Annotated in this window: 14 protein-coding genes; 5 read left to right on the top strand and 9 right to left on the bottom strand. The window is 39.9% G+C overall.

Annotated features, from left to right (window positions below; genetic code table 11):
- Positions 1-2: 2 nt before the first annotated feature.
- A complete protein-coding gene (locus NMS_RS05605; RefSeq protein ID WP_084217620.1) occupies positions 3-827 on the bottom strand; it encodes a cyclase family protein in 825 nt (274 codons plus the stop codon).
- On the bottom strand, positions 824-1,960 hold the full coding sequence (gene hemW, locus NMS_RS05600) for a radical SAM family heme chaperone HemW (protein WP_041495826.1): 1,137 nt from the start codon (positions 1,958-1,960) through the stop codon (positions 824-826). The genes NMS_RS05605 and hemW overlap by 4 nt, the downstream gene beginning before the upstream one ends.
- Before the next feature lie 166 nt (positions 1,961-2,126).
- Here hemW and NMS_RS05595 point away from each other — a divergent pair, with 166 nt between their 5' ends.
- Positions 2,127-3,080, top strand: coding sequence for a serine hydrolase (locus NMS_RS05595; protein ID WP_041495825.1), 954 nt, complete (start codon positions 2,127-2,129; stop codon positions 3,078-3,080).
- Positions 3,052-5,877, top strand: a complete 2,826-nt coding sequence (locus NMS_RS05590; RefSeq protein ID WP_041495824.1) for an Npt1/Npt2 family nucleotide transporter — start codon at positions 3,052-3,054, stop codon at positions 5,875-5,877. The genes NMS_RS05595 and NMS_RS05590 overlap by 29 nt, the downstream gene beginning before the upstream one ends.
- 3 nt (positions 5,878-5,880) lie before the next feature.
- On the opposite strand, the gene NMS_RS05585 is transcribed toward NMS_RS05590, so the two are convergent.
- Complete coding sequence (locus tag NMS_RS05585) at positions 5,881-7,113, bottom strand: serine hydrolase (RefSeq protein WP_041495823.1); 1,233 nt, start codon at positions 7,111-7,113, stop codon at positions 5,881-5,883.
- Complete coding sequence (locus NMS_RS05580; protein WP_041495822.1) at positions 7,110-10,028, bottom strand: PEP/pyruvate-binding domain-containing protein; 2,919 nt, start codon at positions 10,026-10,028, stop codon at positions 7,110-7,112. The genes NMS_RS05585 and NMS_RS05580 overlap by 4 nt, the downstream gene beginning before the upstream one ends.
- A 237-nt stretch (positions 10,029-10,265) precedes the next feature.
- On the opposite strand from NMS_RS05580, the gene NMS_RS05575 reads away from it, so the two are divergent.
- Together NMS_RS05575 and NMS_RS05570 are read left to right on the top strand one after the other, a co-directional pair.
- Positions 10,266-11,630 carry an acyl-CoA dehydrogenase family protein gene (locus tag NMS_RS05575; protein ID WP_041495821.1) on the top strand — a complete coding sequence of 455 codons (1,365 nt, stop codon included), beginning with the start codon at positions 10,266-10,268 and terminating at the stop codon, positions 11,628-11,630.
- A 102-nt stretch (positions 11,631-11,732) separates the two neighbouring features.
- Positions 11,733-13,118, top strand: coding sequence for an NAD-dependent succinate-semialdehyde dehydrogenase (locus tag NMS_RS05570; protein WP_041495820.1), 1,386 nt, complete (start codon positions 11,733-11,735; stop codon positions 13,116-13,118).
- Between the two features lie 47 nt (positions 13,119-13,165).
- Here NMS_RS05570 and NMS_RS05565 read toward each other — a convergent pair whose 3' ends face one another.
- From NMS_RS05565 to trmB, 3 genes are read right to left on the bottom strand one after another with little or no spacing between them, the layout of a single operon-like run.
- Positions 13,166-13,504 carry an MGMT family protein gene (locus NMS_RS05565; protein ID WP_041495819.1) on the bottom strand — a complete coding sequence of 113 codons (339 nt, stop codon included), beginning with the start codon at positions 13,502-13,504 and terminating at the stop codon, positions 13,166-13,168.
- On the bottom strand, positions 13,504-14,124 hold the full coding sequence (locus tag NMS_RS05560) for a LysE family translocator (protein ID WP_041495818.1): 621 nt from the start codon (positions 14,122-14,124) through the stop codon (positions 13,504-13,506). The genes NMS_RS05565 and NMS_RS05560 overlap by 1 nt, the downstream gene beginning before the upstream one ends.
- A complete protein-coding gene (gene trmB, locus NMS_RS05555; protein ID WP_041495817.1) occupies positions 14,121-14,792 on the bottom strand; it encodes a tRNA (guanosine(46)-N7)-methyltransferase TrmB in 672 nt (223 codons plus the stop codon). Before trmB ends, NMS_RS05560 begins: the two co-directional genes overlap by 4 nt.
- Positions 14,793-14,861: 69 nt before the next feature.
- Between trmB and NMS_RS13685 the strand changes: the two genes are divergently transcribed.
- Positions 14,862-15,971, top strand: coding sequence for a glycosyltransferase (locus tag NMS_RS13685; RefSeq protein ID WP_084217618.1), 1,110 nt, complete (start codon positions 14,862-14,864; stop codon positions 15,969-15,971).
- On the opposite strand, the gene NMS_RS05550 is transcribed toward NMS_RS13685, so the two are convergent.
- The gene (locus tag NMS_RS05550) at positions 15,854-16,960 is read right to left on the bottom strand and encodes a sensor histidine kinase (RefSeq protein ID WP_041495816.1); all 1,107 of its coding nucleotides are present in this window, start codon (positions 16,958-16,960) and stop codon (positions 15,854-15,856) included. The genes NMS_RS13685 and NMS_RS05550 overlap by 118 nt on opposite strands.
- A complete protein-coding gene (locus NMS_RS05545; protein WP_041495815.1) occupies positions 16,944-17,636 on the bottom strand; it encodes a response regulator transcription factor in 693 nt (230 codons plus the stop codon). Before NMS_RS05545 ends, NMS_RS05550 begins: the two co-directional genes overlap by 17 nt.
- Positions 17,637-17,661: the final 25 nt, after the last annotated feature.

Below are 17,661 nucleotides of genomic sequence, written 5' to 3'. Positions count from 1 at the left end.
AGTTAGGATTTTATCCCATAAAGAATGGGGCGTGACGGCGCAGCGTCGTTTTCAATAGGTGCAACTTGTAGGTCAAGGATATAGGTACCATCTACTACTCCTGTTGGAACGTAAATCAATTCTGTAATGGTAGCGTTCAACCGTTGTCTACCGTTAAAATCCCAAAAAGCTTTGTGTGCTAGCAGTGCACCATTATCTCTTTCTTTATCGACACTTGGTAGGTCGATGAGAACGTGTTTTATTCCGCTTTCGCGAAAGCGAACCATAGCTTCTTCCAGCAAATACGGCGGGTTGGTGTTGCTGTAGTTTTTGGATTTTTTCTCGTCCGTATTAGGCAACGTCCGGATAATAAGCGCCTCGACGTCTTTTAAATTATCAAACATAGCGGCTGTGATCACGCGATCACCGTCGCGTTCTTGAGGATCTACCGTAATTAATTGAGCGGTAAAAAAACTCTTTTTCAAGGCGTCGTTGACGCTATGAAACTCCTCAGTAATATGACCGATGCATTCGGTATGAGTCCCGTGACTGTGTGGGTTGAAAAAAATATCGTTGAAATTAGTACTGCCACCTAACTTCACATTCCCTACATAACCATCCACCTCAACATGGGTAATTTTAGGCTGGTCAATGTACCATGCACCCACGCCTGCATTGTTTTGTACCACCAAACTGATGTCGATAGGTTGCGATAGATCCACTGTATAGGATTCATCATTTAAAGCGATTGTGGAATTTGAAACCATGGGTGTTATTTCTTTTTCAGTTGAATTCTGGCAACCGATTAATGCAATCGCTAACCCCAGAATACTCAGGTGTTTTCTCATGTAGTTAAATTGAGCATGAATAGTTCACTGGCGATCCCGTCACTTAGGAATTTCCCTTTGCGCGTTACAAGTAAGGTATCGCCGTCTAAATATAGTAAATGATCCTTGAGGTAAGACTGGGATTGCTTGAGCAAATAGACTTTAAAATTTTCACCAAACTTAGATTCCACAAAATTTAAAGACACCCCATAAATGGTACGTAACCCAGTCATAATGTACTCATTATACCGATCTACTAGTGACAACTCCTCTACTTCTTGCGGTAGCGTGTTTGCTTCAATCGCTTTCATGTAATGGATATTATTGTTGATATTCCAAGCGCGTCGCTCGCCGTCAAAACTATGGGCGCTGGGACCGATGCCTATATATGACTTACCAGTCCAGTATGCGGTATTGTTTTTAGAAAAATATCCAGCTTTCCCAAAATTTGAAAACTCATAATTTTCATAAGCGTGTAACTGCATCACATCCAGTAAAATGTTGAATTGTCGTTGTGCTTGCTCATCATCTACCTCATCAATGATTCCTTTCTCAATAAATGACTTTAACGCGGTATCATCTTCCACCGTGAGTGCGTAGCTCGAAATGTGTGGCACTTCCAATTCTAATGCGATGCGCAGGTTTTCCCTCCAGCGATCGTCAGTTAGCCCAGGAATTCCATAGATCAGATCAATAGAAATGTTTGGGAATCGCTTTCGCGAAAGCGAAATACATTTCATCGCCTCTGCAGCATTGTGAGCCCTGTTCATCAATTTGAGATCTTCCTCAAAGAACGATTGAACACCTATACTGAGTCTGTTGATTTTAGTTGTAGCTAGAGCTTCAATCTTTTCAGGTGTCAAATCATCTGGATTTGCCTCTAATGTGATTTCTGGTAGATCAATTACCTCATAATGGGTGTAGATCGTGTCGAGGATAGCATCGATAGCAGTGCTTTCTAGGACGCTGGGAGTTCCCCCACCAAAATAAATCGTCTCTATTTTATTTTGTTCAGATTCTTTTTTTCGCAACACCAACTCTTGCTGTAGCGCAGCTACTAGCCTGTTTTTGTGTTTCATAGAGGTGACAAAGTGAAAATCACAATAGTGACAGGCCTGTTTGCAAAAAGGAATATGAATATAAATGCCACTCATGTGCAACAAAAGTAAGGTTGAATCGTTAAAAGACTGGATCGTTAATGTTATTATAATGGAAAAGTGTTAAATGTTGGTTTTTAAGACGTTAATCCCTTATCATTAAATAGCTTCGGCACGGTCTGTGCAATTTATAGTACGAATCAGAAATAACTAAATTCACTTTATGTTAAACCGTATTTTATTGATGTTCTTCTTTGCCAGCGCTACCCTAAGTGCAACGGCAGCTGACGATGACGCTTTAGTAAACCTCGCCATCAACAGTAAAGAAGTAAAAACTTTCCAGAACACTACCCTACAATTGAACCTTAGGGCGCAATTAATGGCAAATCCCACCTGGAGAAACCTAATTCAACAAAAACGCATGTCCGTTAGTCTTGTTGATTTAAACGATGCAGAATCTATCAAATACGCAAGTATCAATGGTAACAATATGATGTACGCTGCAAGTCTTCCTAAGATTGCCGTACTTTATGCTGCTATGGATGCTATTGAAAAAGGGGAATTGAAAGATACTCCTAAAGTAAGAGATGATATGTGGTTGATGATTTCAAAGTCAAATAACGCAGCCTCTACTAGAATGATTGACCGTGTAGGATTTCAAAAAATAGAAGATGTAATGTGTGATCCCTCTAATCCATTTTATGATAAAGATGGTGTAGGTGGTTTGTGGGTAGGAAAACGTTATGCCGCACAAGGAAAAAGAAACCCAGAACCTATCAAAGGATTGAGTCATGCTGCTACTACTGATGCCGTAGCTAAATTTTACTACCAACTTGCTACTGGTCAATTGATCAATAAGCAACGTAGTAAAGAAATGTTAGATATCATGGAGAATCCATCTTTGCACCACAAGTTTGTGAATACGCTAGATCGTATTGCACCTAATGCAAGGTTGTTTAGAAAAAGTGGATCTTGGAAAAACTGGCATTCAGACTCTATTTTGGTATGGGGAGAAGATGGCCGTAAATATATCCTTGTTGCTCTAATTGAGGATCCTAGTGGTGAACAAATTATCAGAAATTTAGTACAACCAGCGGAACTAGCCTTACGCAAATCAGTTATCTTGCCTGTAGATTTAGAAGACGAGAATGAAGTGGTTGTCCGACAGGATACGTAAGATATTTGATATAAGAAGTGGCGAGTTATCCATCTCGCTACTGATGCAATTATACATATTTTTAATTATAAGTGCGTTGCTCGTAGTAAAACCTACGGTTAACGCACTTTTTTTATCTGAGCTAGGCGCAGACGCGCTGGCTGAGGCTTTTGTTATTATCGCAATTGCTGCGATAGCAGGTTCTTTGCTGTACAACAAATCGCTGGAGCGTTTTAAGCTCAAATTCCTAATTCGTTACACATTAATCGTTTTCACCGTCATTTTTGTGATGATGGGTGTGCTCGTATCATTGGGTTATTTCAATTGGTTTCTTGCTTATACCTTTTACACCATTGTCGCACTTTTTGCTCTATTAGCGACAAGCCAATTCTGGGTCATGGCAAATGTTGTTTTTAATGTTAGGGAAGCAAAGCGCTTATTTGGCTTTATAGGAGCAGGAGGAATTGCTGGAGGGATTTTTGGAGGATACTTAACTTCCTTATTAGCAGAACATACTGGCAATGGTTTTTTGTTGATCCTGGCTGGTGTCATGATTATGGGGTGCATCTTTGTGATGAATTCTATATGGCGCAGTCGTGTGGACAAACTCAGCTCGTTCAAAAGAAAGGAACGCGCAACGGTATCTAGTGAGAATAGCGTCAAGCTAATTTTTAAATCAAGGCATCTTACTTCGCTCGCTGCTGTAATTGGAATCGGCGTTTTAGTAGCAAAGTTGGTCGACTACCAGTTCAGCTATATCAGTTCTAAGAATATTCCAGATTCACAGGAATTAGCCTCATTTTTTGGGTTTTGGTTCTCGACATTCAATATCGTATCATTAATTATACAGCTGTTTATCACTCGGCATATATTGGCAAAACGAGGAGTGAGTACCGGATTAGCAGCACTTCCTGTAGGTATCGTTTTTTGTTGCATTGCACTCCTTTTTATACCAGAACTATGGATCGTTATTGTACTTAAAGGTCTGGACGGTAGTTTGAAGCAATCGCTTCATAAAAGTGCCGTGGAGCTTCTGGCTTTACCTATCCCCAGTGATGTAAAGAACAAAACCAAAACATTTATTGATGTTGTGGTTGACAGTATCGCTACTGGACTCGCAGGGCTTATCCTGATTTTCATTGTTAGAGCATTTGACCTTTCCCCTATTTTCATCACCATCCTGATTTTATTATTGGTGGTGGCTTGGGTAGCGATGATTCACCAAGTACGAGATGCATATTTCGGTACGTTTAAGGAGCAAATCATCAGCAAAGAACATATCAAAATTGAGAAGCGTTCTAATTCACTCATACGTAACAATATGCGAGTGATTTTTGAATCTGGAGGCACAAAAGATATTTTGTATATGCTAGATCGAGTTCCTGAATTAGCTCATAGATCCCTGAAAGCCCCCATAATTAAACTATTGAATCATAAGGATCCTAAAGTCAAGGCGGAAGCCATAAGACAGCTTAAACACGTGGATCGAGGACAACCCATAGGCGAGGTTCAAGATCTTATACACACCCATGACGATGATGTTGTACTTGCAGCAATGCAGTATTTGATGGCTCAAGACACTAAGTTTCCAAAGCAATTCTTTGAGAATTATCTTGATCATGAAAGCGACTATATTTCCAGCGCAGCCCTCTTATGTCTTGCCCAAGAGACAGAGGACAATCCAAAATTAGCCTCTAAATACAACTTAGATCTACGCATTAACTTATTTCTTGATGAGCTAGATCGCAATGAAGGTAATTTCAGGAAGCAAGAAATCATCGAGCTCGTAAAGGCAATCGGATTTGCCAAAGGAGAAAACCGCCATCGCTTTATTTTGCGGTACTTCAATGATCCTGATCCAGAATTGAAAACAGCCGCCTTAGTGGCTGCAGGAAACACCTCGCATGAACGTTTTCTTCCTTTATTGTTAGATGAGCTGAATGAACCACGCTTCCGCGAAAGCGCAATTAAAGCCATTGCAGATTATGGTAATAGCATTATTGCTTATTTGAGCAAACGTTACAGCGATCCTATGGCGCCTAAAAGTTTGAAAAAATATCTACCTGACATTTTACTAGAGCTGGGGACTAATAAAGCAATTAAAGCTTTGCTCGTTATCAGTCAAGGCGGACCCTTAAAGTACCGTACTCGCATGACGGATGAACTGTTGAAGTTTAAGAAGGAACACGGCGATCTTGAGATTTCTCAAAAAATATATTTTAAGCTTATCAGAGAAGAGTGCGACAATTACAAACAATTGCAAGGCTGTTATTACAGTCAGCGCATAGTAGAACGCTCTAAGTTGCACCCTGAACGAGTTATTAGCATTCAAGAAACTGGAAAGCGTCAAGAGCTAATTAAAGCTCTCAACGCGGCTATGGAGGATAATTTGAAACGTATATTCAATATACTAGCGCTGCATTTTAACTCACGTGATGTATTTATCGCCTATAGAGGTCTTCAAAGTGAAAAACGAGAAACTAGAGCTGCTACTATGGAGTTTTTAGAAGGCTTGATTACTCGCAATTATAAGTCCCAGCTTTTTCCTATCATTGAATCTGGTATAAGCAGTCAAGACGCTGAACTTTCTGAAATGCATGACCGCATACAATTGCCAAATGAAAAGCAATGTTACTATGAATTGCTTCAAATTGATGATCGCAAAATCAATAAGCTAGTCATTGAAGTCATTGCAGATTCTATTAATCCAGATTTAATCCCATTACTGGTTCGAGCTACTACAAAAAAAGACCCCAAAGTTGCCGCGGCAGCTTCTGAGGCCTATATGAAAGTTCGCAATATTTCTAAGACGGCTTAAGCCTTAACCTTCTTTGCGTATCGCTTTATCAATAGCACTTGCTAGATACATGTGATCTCCAGCACTGTTTTTCCCTAGAATATTCGACATCAAACAAACGATATAATTTGTTCCATCTGGGTGTTCCACGAGGATCACACTATTCATGTAATTGAAATTTGTTCCCGCATATTTCACTCCACCACCACTGTAATAACTCCCTGATTTGAAGTACACCGCAGCATCATTTAGTCTTGAGCTGTAAGCGTAACGTATACGTCGATCTGTTAGATACATTAAGCGTTTCAATTCCAGACTTGACTTCTCGTCGACGATTTTCCCCTGCTCTAACTTGATGAACCATTTCATTAAGCCTTTGGGAGTTCCAATACTACCACCAGTAGCTCGGGCAATTCTATCTGGTCCATTGGTAAAAAAACTACCAAGTCTCCACTCATCATGAGTAATGCCTAGATCCCTCAATGGTTGATTCACTACCTCAGTAGCTAGCTCTGATAATTCTTTTTTATCTGCGGTTTTCCAATACTCATCTGCTTGTTCTTGAGTCAAATCAAAATATTCATCACCAAATATTTTCATCAATAGAGCTTCTCTCCATACAATACTTGCTGCGCCATTATTACTAACGCTTAACATATGATCCACCCACTCGTAAAGACTGAACTCATCGCTTGCGATCACTTGGCGCTTGACATACTTGTCGGTTTCTGGGGTGTAAATAGGTACCGTATGATGATCGCCAACACCCCAAACTCCTGATTTCACAACTTTATTTTTCATGAGCCTGATGCGAACATCAAAATCATCTGGACAAAGTTCTCCTAATTGAGTAAAAAATGCTGTAGCTACGGCTAGCTTTCCTACACTTCCTGGTTGGAATCCACTATTCTCATTCATCTCTGCATATCGCATGTTATCTGGGTCTGAGATATCCAAAACAGTGATAGCATACCCATTACGTCTTGGGAACAATCTTGTCATTCTGTCCTGAAATTCCTCATCCACCTTCATGATGGAATCTACAGCGACCGTATCTTCACAGAGCCATAAGTTTATTTCATCTGTTTTTTTGAAGGAGCCTGGTTTGAGATAATATTCTGTGATGGTACTATCTAGCGTTTTTTCTAGACGTTTTAATCTTTTAATTCCTGTTCTTTCAAATCCATCGATAGGATATAGAGCCATGGTAATTATGGCTGCACAAACTGTCAATGCGATATAGTGTTGCTTTTTCAATTTTTGATATTTTTATTTAGATATAATTCCGTATTCAAATTAACATCGCTATCAATAGTAGCGAGGTATTCTGAATTTTTTGCCTGATCATTTTCTACAAAAGGACGTATTTGGAATAGGTATAACTTTCCATCCTTGAAACCTAGCTCAATGTCCCAAGCTCCTTTATAACTTCCATTCTTCGACCCTGGCATGGTCTTATGAGCTTCCTCTGCAAATTCTTTAATGGTTTTGAGATTTTGCGGAGTTAAAATACTCGTGTTGAAGTCCACTTGTTTCATTACAGATCCTCCTGTAGCTGGAAGTTGACGCATTTTATTTTCTCTTGCGGGTGAAATCAGTTCTCCTTTTCCATTTTTGTCTACCAGATAAGTTTCGGCAGCTTGTCCATCTACAGCACCACCACCACCGCGACTCATAGCGACAGTAATTTTATCATCGTTATTATTAATGAAATCTTTTGTAATCAAGACCCCACTGTAATCCACATCTACCGTAGGTATGATTAATATGGATGGGTATACATTCTCTGGGTTTTCTAGGTAGGCTTGTCTCCATTTAAAACTACGTTCAGTGTATGGGGATGCCCATACATCTCTAATGCCTTGTATGATTTTATCTCTTTCTACTGCATTAAAAACAGTCAAATTAAGTCCCGCACCTGTAAACTCTTCTAGATCTTCCATGTTCGTATCACTACGTAAAAAGACAGGCACCGTTCCTATTTTTCCATTGAGTACAGTTTTGAAGTCACTTTCCAATTGTCCTAAAAATGCTGGCTTCATTGGCATTTTATTAATTTCTGCTCTGAGCTTAGAAAATTCTGCAAGCTGATATTTAATCACTTCAGATTCCTCCAGTTTGTTCTTACGCATGCGATCAGCAGTATTAAAAATCTCAGTCAAGTATTGCCAATACGATTGATCCTTGCTAGGCATCTTTTGATTCATGTGGTCTTTAAATACGCCAAATGGTACCACGATACCATTTACCACATGCTCAGGAAACAGTTGTTTTAATTGACCCAAGTTTGCTGCCTTTGGACCACTCAAAATTCCACTATCAGCACTTGATACGTTGGCCATATTTATCGGCATAGTGCCGTCCAATTTCAATTTACCTTCTGGAATGCGAATGGTTTTTTTCTCTTTTCTATTAGAAGAGAATAAATTCTTTTCAGCTTGAGACATTTCATCTACTGACTTGATCACCACAGTACCTTTACCGCTTACAGCATAGAAAATTTCTTTTCCATGAAACACTTTCAAGTCCGATAAATTATCAGTGGATATAGCAGCATTAGGAATCCCTAGGTTTCTTGCTAGCAATTGCACGTGAGAAACCAAATTACCTTCAGATACCGTTGCAATGCCTGCCACTGGTTTTAAGTCGCTAGGTGGTCTATCGAACACGTAGATTTTATTAGGATCTACCGTCATACCCTCTGCATTCCCTTCTACTACCACAAGTTTTCCTTTAGCATAACCCGCATTCAATCCACGGATGGTGGATGGATTATTGACACTTTCCACTTGACTTGTCAACCCTATTTGTCTGGAGACTAGACCACCAAGTTCTCCTATCGCATCACCTAAAGGTAATAACAATGAACTGCGGATACGATCGTCAAGAAACCCATAGGCTAAGGGCTCAAACTCCATATAACGTTCTACATCATCGCCATAAATAGCATTTACCATTCCGGTACCCCATTCTACCTGGCTGCGTGCGGCAGCTATAAAATCTAATAGTTCGTGGGCTTTAATGGTTTCCCCCTCAGCAGTAAACAGTCTAGATTCGACCGCGTCCCATTCCCATTGCTCCACATAGCCACCAGAAGCTAATGCCTCACTCAACGCATATACTTTATCAAGGTGTTCTTGCAGCGTATTAGGTTCCCACTTTGGAGTAGTTTGAAATATCAATTCTTCCAATCTCAAACTCAGTTCCATGGCAGAAGTTCGTCGGGTACCTCGCTTGTCGTCTTTAATATTAGTGCGTATGTCGCACATCAAGTTTGCCGCTGCTGGGATTAATATGGACGGATCTGTATCGTTAGTGTAGGTTTTGGAGAATAATTCTGCTTGTTTTCTGATATAAGAATCTTTGTCCCAATCAGCCACCATTTTATCTAAACTACTAACAGCTACTGGCTCATAAAACTCCTGCATCACATCGACTAATTTTTCAAACTCTTCTCTTTGTTTGAAAGTCAAGTCACTGTTGTTTTCCTTGATCCATTCTTGAGTAGCGGTGATATCTTTAGATTCTGGATTTCCGTGTATTTTGATGCGCAAGTCCATGAACTTAGGGTGCTTTTCAGCTAATGTTTTGCTTAGGCTTCTCACCTCTTGTGCAAGGTTAGTATCTCCATCATGTGGTAAATCACGCAAGCTTTCCCGCAACAAGAAAAAGTCTCTATCAATTAAATCGTTATCTCCTAAAACCGTGTAATAGAACTTACGTCCCCACTCCTCTTCATCTTCCACCTGCTTAGAACCACGATAGAATCTTGCCTTTTCTAAAATCCAACCGTTGTCAGCAGACACCAAGAAATTGTTGAGCTGATATTGCTTTACTCTAGAATGATTATTTTCTCCATCCCAGAACTCCCATAAATCTGCCGCAGCGAGAATCTCACTGAAATAAATGTGTTCTTTCCTAGCTAATTGTTCGATTTCAGTCTTGTAACTGGCATGCTGAATCCCACCACCTATGGCATCTGGACAAGGATCTTTAGAACCTCTAGTCGTACCATCAGCACAAAACCATTCAATTCTTTTATAGGGACCACGATCTAGGCTGCGGTATTCTTTAATCATTGCCGCGATACGATCGTTAGTGAATTCTTGAGCAACAGATTGTTGCGATATGCATCCTAAAATGATAACCATGCTTAGTAAAAGTCTATTCATAAATCAAAAATATAGGTTTGATAACTAACGTAAACCTAGTTTAATAGCAGTTTAACTGCTTTCTTTTCCGTTCTCACGGATGCTTGAAATTAGTTCGCTTTCGCGAAAGCGAAATTATTCCAATATCATGCCAATAATCAGTTTTTGAGATCATAGAAGACTGGCTAATTAATATTACGCTTTCATTAACACCATAGCGGCGCCTTGAATTTTACCTTAACACATAAACAACTACACATGTCATTATTTTCAAAAATTAAAGGAACCCTCAACTTGATGAGGAATATCGATCTAGAAAAACTCGCAGCACTCAATGCTAAGGTGGACCTTTCCAAAGTAATGGATACCGTAGGCAATCTGGACGATCGCCAGCTGGCAGGATTGATGAAAATGCTTTCCACCAAAAAGAAAAAAGGACAGCACAAACTACCACCTATCGATGGTGATTTCTACAATTTGAGTCTCAATTTGACTGAAAAACAACGGGAAGTACAAATGAAAGTGCGCAACTTTATGGAGGATGAAGTGCAGCCTATAGCCAATGATTATTGGAATCGGGCAGAGTTCCCACACGATCTCATCCCAAAATTTGCAAAACTCAATATCGCGGGAGTCGCCTATCAAGGTTATGGCTGTCCAGGGATGGACTTTGTCACTGAAGGAATTATTGCTGAAGAAATAGCTAGAGTGGATGTAAGTATATCTACGTTTTTTGGCGTTCATAGTGGCCTCGCCATGGGTTCTATTTATTTGTGTGGTAGTGAGGAGCAAAAAAAGGAATGGCTACCTCAAATGGCTCGAATGGAAAAAATCGGAGCCTTCGGTCTTACAGAGCCTGAAGTGGGAAGCGGTATTGCAGGTGGGATGGAAACAACTTGTCGTAAGGATGGTGATTATTGGGTTTTAAATGGGCAGAAAAAATGGATTGGAAATGCCACGTTTGCAGATGTAACCATCATCTGGGCACGCGATGAAGACAGTAATCAAGTTAAAGGGTTCCTAGTAAGAAAAGAAAATCCTGGATTTCATGCGGAAAAGATGCAGGATAAAATGGCTTTGCGTATTGTTCAAAATGCCATTATTACCTTAACAAACTGTGCGGTTCCAGAAAGCGACCGCTTGCAAGAGGCCAATAGCTTTAAAGATACCGCCAAGGTATTGCGTATGACCCGTGCAGGTGTCGCATGGCAGGCCGTGGGTTGTGCTAGAGGTGCTTATGAAAATGCCTTGAAGTACACTAAGAAACGAGAGCAATTCGGTCGACCTATTGCCAGTTTCCAGTTGGTTCAAAATCATTTAGTTGAAATGATTTCTAATTTGACCAGTATTCAAACCTTGTGTTTTAGATTGAGTGAGATGCAAGATCAAGGGATCTTAAAAGACGAACACGCGTCGCTGGCTAAAGTGATCTGTTCTATGCGTACTAGAGACATCGTTTCTAGAGCACGTGAGGTCATGGGCGGTAATGGAATTCTACTAGAACACAACGTCGCCAGATTTGTAGCAGATGCTGAGGCCATTTACAGTTATGAGGGAACTAAAGAAATTAATACTTTGATTGTAGGTCGTGCCATTACAGGTTACAGTGCGTTTGTGAGTTAGTAGACCAGTGATTTACTAAGCTTTTTACAATTGTGTATTAAGCATAACATAAAGACAGCCATTGTAAACCAGCAATTATTTAACTTGAAAAGAAAAAATATTATGAGCGATAAAGGAATAACTACCATCAACCCAGCAACTGAAGAGAAATTGGATTTTTATCCTCATATGACGGATCATGAATTGACCAGCGCTGTACAGAATTGCCACAATGCATTTTTAAAATGGAAAACCAAGACTGTTGAAGAACGTGGCAAAGTAATAAAAGCAATAGGCGAGAGTCTTAAAAAGAATAAAGAGGAATTATCTCAACTCATGACTGCAGAGATGGGGAAATTACTTTCTCAAAGTTATTCAGAGGTAGATTTGTGTGCTGGTATATGTGATCACACTGCTGATATCGCTCCGAAAGAATTAGCTGATGAAGTACGTGAATTATCTAATGGTGGACGCGGTTTAATTACGTACTCACCAATTGGTGTTATTTATGGAATCCAACCTTGGAACTATCCAGCATACCAAGTAATCCGTTATGCAATAGTTAATCTAATAGCCGGTAATGGAGTGTTGCTAAAACATGCCGAATCCGTAACAGGCTGTGGAGAAAAAATTAAAGAGATTTTTGAAGAAGCAGGCTTACCTAAACACTTATTTACCACACTAATAATCAATCATGATCAGTCTGATAAAGTAATTGAAAATGATTTAGTACGTGGTGTTACCTTAACTGGAAGCCCGGTAGCTGGAGAAATTATAGGAGCTAAAGCAGGTAAGCAGCTTAAGAAGACTGTTTTAGAGCTAGGTTCCAATGATGCATACATCGTTTTAGAGGACGCAGATATGGAGGTAGCAATTGAAGCTTGTGTAAAAGGAAGAATTTACAACAATGGAGAAACTTGTATTGCAGCTAAGAGGTTTATTGTTGTAGAGGCAGTTTACGATGAATTCAAGGATGGTTTTGTCAAAGCGATGAAAGCTATTAAACATGGTGATCCAACTGGCGATAACGTAGATATAGGACCTATGGCAAGAAAAGATTTGAGAGAAGAACTACACAATCAAGTATTAGAAAGTGTGGCTAACGGTGCTACTATATTATGCGGTGGTGAAATGCCAGAAGGCAAAGGATATTATTATCCTTCAACCGTAATCGAAAATGTGAATCCAGGTCAGCCCACTTATGATGATGAGCTATTTGGACCTGTGGCAGCTTTAATTAAAGCTAAAGACGCAGAAGATGCTATGCGAATTGCAAACGATAGCCGCTTCGGTTTAGGAGGTGGAATATTTACTAAAGATGAAGATAAAGCGTTTGAAATGGCCAGTAAACATTTTGATACTGGGATGGTGTTTATCAATTCGTTTGGGTTAGCGCAACCTAATATGCCATTTGGTGGTGTAAAACGATCAGGATTTGGTAGAGAACATGGTGGGTTTGGAATGAAAGAATTTGTGAATACTAAAGCGATCATGAGGCTGGAAAGCTAGAACCTGAGAAATGGTTAAAAGTAAAACCACGGCAATGCCGCGGTTTTTTATTGGTCTAAACTTAGTTCCAGCATCGGATCCCAAAAAACAGCATCAAAGTTTTGGACTTGATCTTTTTGAATAATTAAACCCTCACTCTCTAGCAGTTGCTGCATTAGGTGTGTTCCTGGAAAATGGTGTTTCCCTGTTAACAATCCATTGCGGTTGACCACTCGTTGTGCTGGAACGTCCAGATGAGCATGTGCTGCATTCATGGCATAACCTACGGCTCTACTGCTGCGCGGCGTACCTAGATATTTAGCTATTGCTCCATAGCTAGTCACCTTGCCTACTGGAACTTGACGCACTACCTCATACACTCTTTCAAAAAAATCTGAGTTTGCCATCAGTAAATTCTAATAAGCGTAAACACAGCAATAGCCATGGTCATAAAAGCGAGCAAATAATTCACCTTGCGTGCAAAAGTGGTACTATCAAACCCAAAGCGTTTGACATATTTGATATAAGCGCACAACATTAAAAAAGTACCAAGAGTAGCTCCTAAAATGAAGAAATGAGCCATTGGAAATTCAAACTCAAAGGCATTCCGACTGGCTAAAAAAGAACTAAATCCTATATAAAATGGAATAGGGAACACATTAAGTGCAGACAAAATTATTCCTTGCCCGAATAGTTTATAATCCGCTTTATGCAAAGGTTTTAGTTGTGGCTTGCTGTCCAGTCGAGCCCGTATCAAAAAGAAAATGGAAAGACCAAAAAAGATGATGATGGCAAATCGTTCCAGCATGGTCAAAACCTCTGGACTTTGGCTTAACAGTTCCGAAAAAAATACGCCTATATATACCTGAACAATAACCACTAATGAGGCTCCTGCCGCAAAGATGATCGCCGCACGGCGCCCTTGCTTCACACTTACTTTGGCGGCTGTCAGATTCAGCAACCCAGGAGGTATAACACCTACAAACCCGATGGCAAGCCCAAATAAAAAGTGTAAAAAACTGATCATCTACGCAACTTAAACTTCATATAGGTTATAGGCTTTCCTAGCTCAAGATACTGTTTTTCATAGAAAGTTTGTGTCCCTACCACTTCCTCTGGAGCTTCTGTGTTCGTATATATATTATGGTGGGCGTATAGCACCTCCTCTCCCAGGCCTTGTAATAAGCCCAGTGTATAACCGTGCATGTATTCAGAATCTGTTTTGAGGTGTATGATGCCATCTGGTTTTAAGATAGTGCGATATCGATCTAAGAATTCAGGGTTGGTCATGCGGTGTTTCGTACGCTTATACTTGATTTGCGGATCTGGGAAGGTGATCCAAATTTCTGATATTTCCGCTTTCGCGAAAGCGTAATCCACCAACTCAATTTGAGTTCTAAGAAAGGCCACATTTTGCAAACCTTCTTCGATGGCTGTTTTTGCACCTCTCCAAAATCGAGACCCCTTAATATCAATGCCTATAAAGTTGCGGTCTGGATGCTTACGTGCTAAATCCACGGTATACTCCCCTTTCCCACAACCTAATTCTAGAGTGATGGGATGGTCATTTTTAAAAAACTCAGCCCATTTACCTTTCCATTCAAAACCATCTACCATCTCCTCACGGGTTGGCTGGACTACGTTTGGGAATGTTTCATTCTCTCTAAAACGCTTCATTTTATTTTTACTTCCCAAAACAATTATTTAAAGGTTACATAATCTACTAGTGTTCTTGCTCCTACAGCGGCACCGTATCTTTATCGCATGCAAATATCTAAAAACATTTTGGTTGCACCATTGAATTGGGGACTAGGTCATGCGACTCGCTGCATTCCCTTGATCAAAGCGCTTTTAGAAAACGGTGATCAGCCTATCATTGCTAGCGATGGCCCGGCTTTAGAACTTTTAAAAAAAGAATTTCCAGAGCTTCCTGCTGTTGAATTGCCCGCTTATGATGTTGAATATGCTGAGAAAGGAGAGCATTTAAAGCTGAAACTACTCAAGGATTCTCCTAAAATATGGAATGCCATTCGTGCTGAACATCGACTTCTACCCCATTTGATCCATGAATATGATTTGCATGGCGTCATCAGTGACAACCGGCTGGGACTGTATTCAAGGACCGTCCCGTGTGTAATCATGTCTCATCAACTGCAGGTACTTTCAGGAGGCACCACCTGGTTGAGCACGCAGTTACACTTGCATTATATAAGAAAGTTTAAAGCCTGCTGGATACCAGATCATGCTAGTTATCCTAATTTGACGGGTAAGTTATCCTATAACAATGATTCCGCTATTGAGAAGGTGTATTTGGGTCCTATTAGTAGGTTTGAGTACAAACAACCTTTGCAATACAAGTATGACTTGCTGGTCATTCTTTCTGGACCAGAGCCTCAACGTGGCATATTAGAAAACATACTTCTAGAGCAACTTAAAAAATTCAATGGCAGTGTTTTATTTGTTGCAGGAATAGTTGAACCCCTGCAGACAGTCAGTAAAAAAGGCAAACTAACCTATCATAATTATCTTTCAACTGACGGTTTACAAAAAGCGATGGAAAGGTCTCAAATGGTTTTATGCCGCAGTGGCTATACCAGTATTATGGACTTATGTAAATTGAGGAAAAAAGCCTTTTTCATTCCAACTCCAGGTCAATTTGAACAGGAGTATCTGGCAAGTCATTTGGAAAAACAAGGTATGGCACCGTTTGCAACTCAAGAAGATTTTCAGATTGAAATGCTAGATCAATTAGAAAATTATTCTGGACTAGGAGTGCTTGAGGAAGAAGGTTTAGGCTTAAAGGCTTTGATTGGTGATGCTTTCTCTAATGTGAATGAGAATTCTGATCCTATTCCTAACTCACTATCTACATAGATACGCTCGTTATGTGCCTCTACGATGTGCTTAACAATGGCCAGACCTAGTCCAGAACCACCTTCCTTACGAGAGCCGGTACGATCCACTCTAAAAAAGCGTTCAAAAAGTCTAGGGATATGAAGTTTGTCGATTCCCTCACCATTGTCGGTTACTCTTAGAATCACCTTATTATTGATCAGGTCTTCAATGGCTACCTCTGTAGTTCCATTTTTTTTGCCATACTTAATGGAATTGACCAGTAAATTAGCTACCACTTGCTGTATGCGTTCTTGGTCTGCAAAAACCATGATAGGTGCGGTATAGACCATGTCAAAAACAAGTGAAATGCTCTTTTTAGCAGCTTTCATCTCAAACTGATCGTATACCTGACGAATAAGCTCTACGATATCAAACTCGGTTTTTTCTAGGTTCATATCACCTATTTCAAGCTTAGTGATCATGTCCATGTCATTGACTATATAAGTCAATCGCTCTACTCCTTTCTGGGCTCGATTCAAATACTTCTTGCGTATAGATTTATCCTTATGAGCTCCTTCTATCAAGGTATCTATATAACCTTGAACAGTAAATAGTGGTGTTTTGAGTTCGTGAGAAATATTTCCTAAAAATTCCTTTCTATACGCTTCGCGTACTTTCAGGGTTTCAATCTCAATTTTCTTGTTGCGAGCAAATTGTTCGACTTGCTTGGTCAAAGTTCGCATGTCAGTGGCTATTTCACGATCTGCAAAGTCTGTAGACTCAAGCAAACTAACGTCTTCATAAATCTTTTTAATACGTCTGTAAATAAACTTTTGAACCCGATACTGGATAACAAAGAAGCAGACCAGAAAAACAGAAGAAATAAAAGCAAAAAAATGCCACCATGCGATCTGCGCTCCTAGAACAATTAACAGCACTAAAAATCCACCTAGAATAAGTGTTATAAAAACAGAGGATCTTAATGCAAATCTATAACTGCGGCGTGTGTTGCTATTTTGATTGGACATATTTGTAACCTACACCTTTTACTGTTTTAAATCGCTTGTCGCCCAGCTTTTCCCGTAATTTTCTAATGTGAACATCGATAGTACGACCACCAACAATAACCTCATTGCCCCATACCACGTCGAGAATTTCTTCTCGAGTATACACTTTTCCAGGCTGTGTGGTTAACAATGACAACAATTCAAACTCCTTGCGAGGAAGGACGATTTCTTTCTTTTTGAAGAAGATCTTATATTGATCCCGATCAATAATCAAATCACCCAGTTTCTTAGTGTTATCCTCACCTTCTTTCTCAGCAGCATTGCGACGCAGTAGAGATTTCACTTTAGAAACGAGCACACGTGGCTTGATAGGTTTAGTAATATAATCGTCAGCACCAGCATCAAAACCAGCAATCATGGAGTAATCTTCGCTACGAGCCGTCAAGAAAGTGATGATGGTTTTATCCAGCTCTGGCATCTTGCGCATTTTCTCACAGGCCTCAATGCCATCCATCACGGGCATCATGACATCAAGAATCACAAGATCAGGCTTTTTCTTCTTTGCTTTTTTAACAGCTTCCTCACCGTTTTCTGCAGTGTACACTTGGTAGCCTTCGTTTTTCAGGTTGTAGCTTACGATTTCAAGAATATCGGGCTCATCGTCAACGAGTAGAATTTTAGCTTTTGACTCTTTCATGGGGTGCAAATGAATTGCTAATGTA

The organism is Nonlabens marinus S1-08 (assembly GCF_000831385.1).
Classification (GTDB): Bacteria; Bacteroidota; Bacteroidia; order Flavobacteriales; family Flavobacteriaceae; genus Nonlabens; species Nonlabens marinus.
This window is presented reverse-complemented; position numbering and strand designations above follow the sequence as displayed.

Bases quoted from the DNA above. Each gene is read 5' to 3' on its own strand.
- NMS_RS05605 (WP_084217620.1), bottom strand. From the start codon at position 827: ATGAGAAAACACCTGAGTATTCTGGGGTTAGCGATTGCATTAATCGGT.
- hemW (WP_041495826.1), bottom strand. From the start codon at position 1,960: ATGAGTGGCATTTATATTCATATTCCTTTTTGCAAACAGGCCTGTCAC.
- NMS_RS05595 (WP_041495825.1), top strand. From the start codon at position 2,127: ATGTTAAACCGTATTTTATTGATGTTCTTCTTTGCCAGCGCTACCCTA.
- NMS_RS05590 (WP_041495824.1), top strand. From the start codon at position 3,052: ATGAAGTGGTTGTCCGACAGGATACGTAAGATATTTGATATAAGAAGT.
- NMS_RS05580 (WP_041495822.1), bottom strand. From the start codon at position 10,028: ATGAATAGACTTTTACTAAGCATGGTTATCATTTTAGGATGCATATCG.
- NMS_RS05575 (WP_041495821.1), top strand. From the start codon at position 10,266: ATGTCATTATTTTCAAAAATTAAAGGAACCCTCAACTTGATGAGGAAT.
- NMS_RS05570 (WP_041495820.1), top strand. From the start codon at position 11,733: ATGAGCGATAAAGGAATAACTACCATCAACCCAGCAACTGAAGAGAAA.
- NMS_RS05565 (WP_041495819.1), bottom strand. From the start codon at position 13,504: ATGGCAAACTCAGATTTTTTTGAAAGAGTGTATGAGGTAGTGCGTCAA.
- NMS_RS05560 (WP_041495818.1), bottom strand. From the start codon at position 14,124: ATGATCAGTTTTTTACACTTTTTATTTGGGCTTGCCATCGGGTTTGTA.
- NMS_RS13685 (WP_084217618.1), top strand. From the start codon at position 14,862: ATGCAAATATCTAAAAACATTTTGGTTGCACCATTGAATTGGGGACTA.
- NMS_RS05550 (WP_041495816.1), bottom strand. From the start codon at position 16,960: ATGTCCAATCAAAATAGCAACACACGCCGCAGTTATAGATTTGCATTA.
- NMS_RS05545 (WP_041495815.1), bottom strand. From the start codon at position 17,636: ATGAAAGAGTCAAAAGCTAAAATTCTACTCGTTGACGATGAGCCCGAT.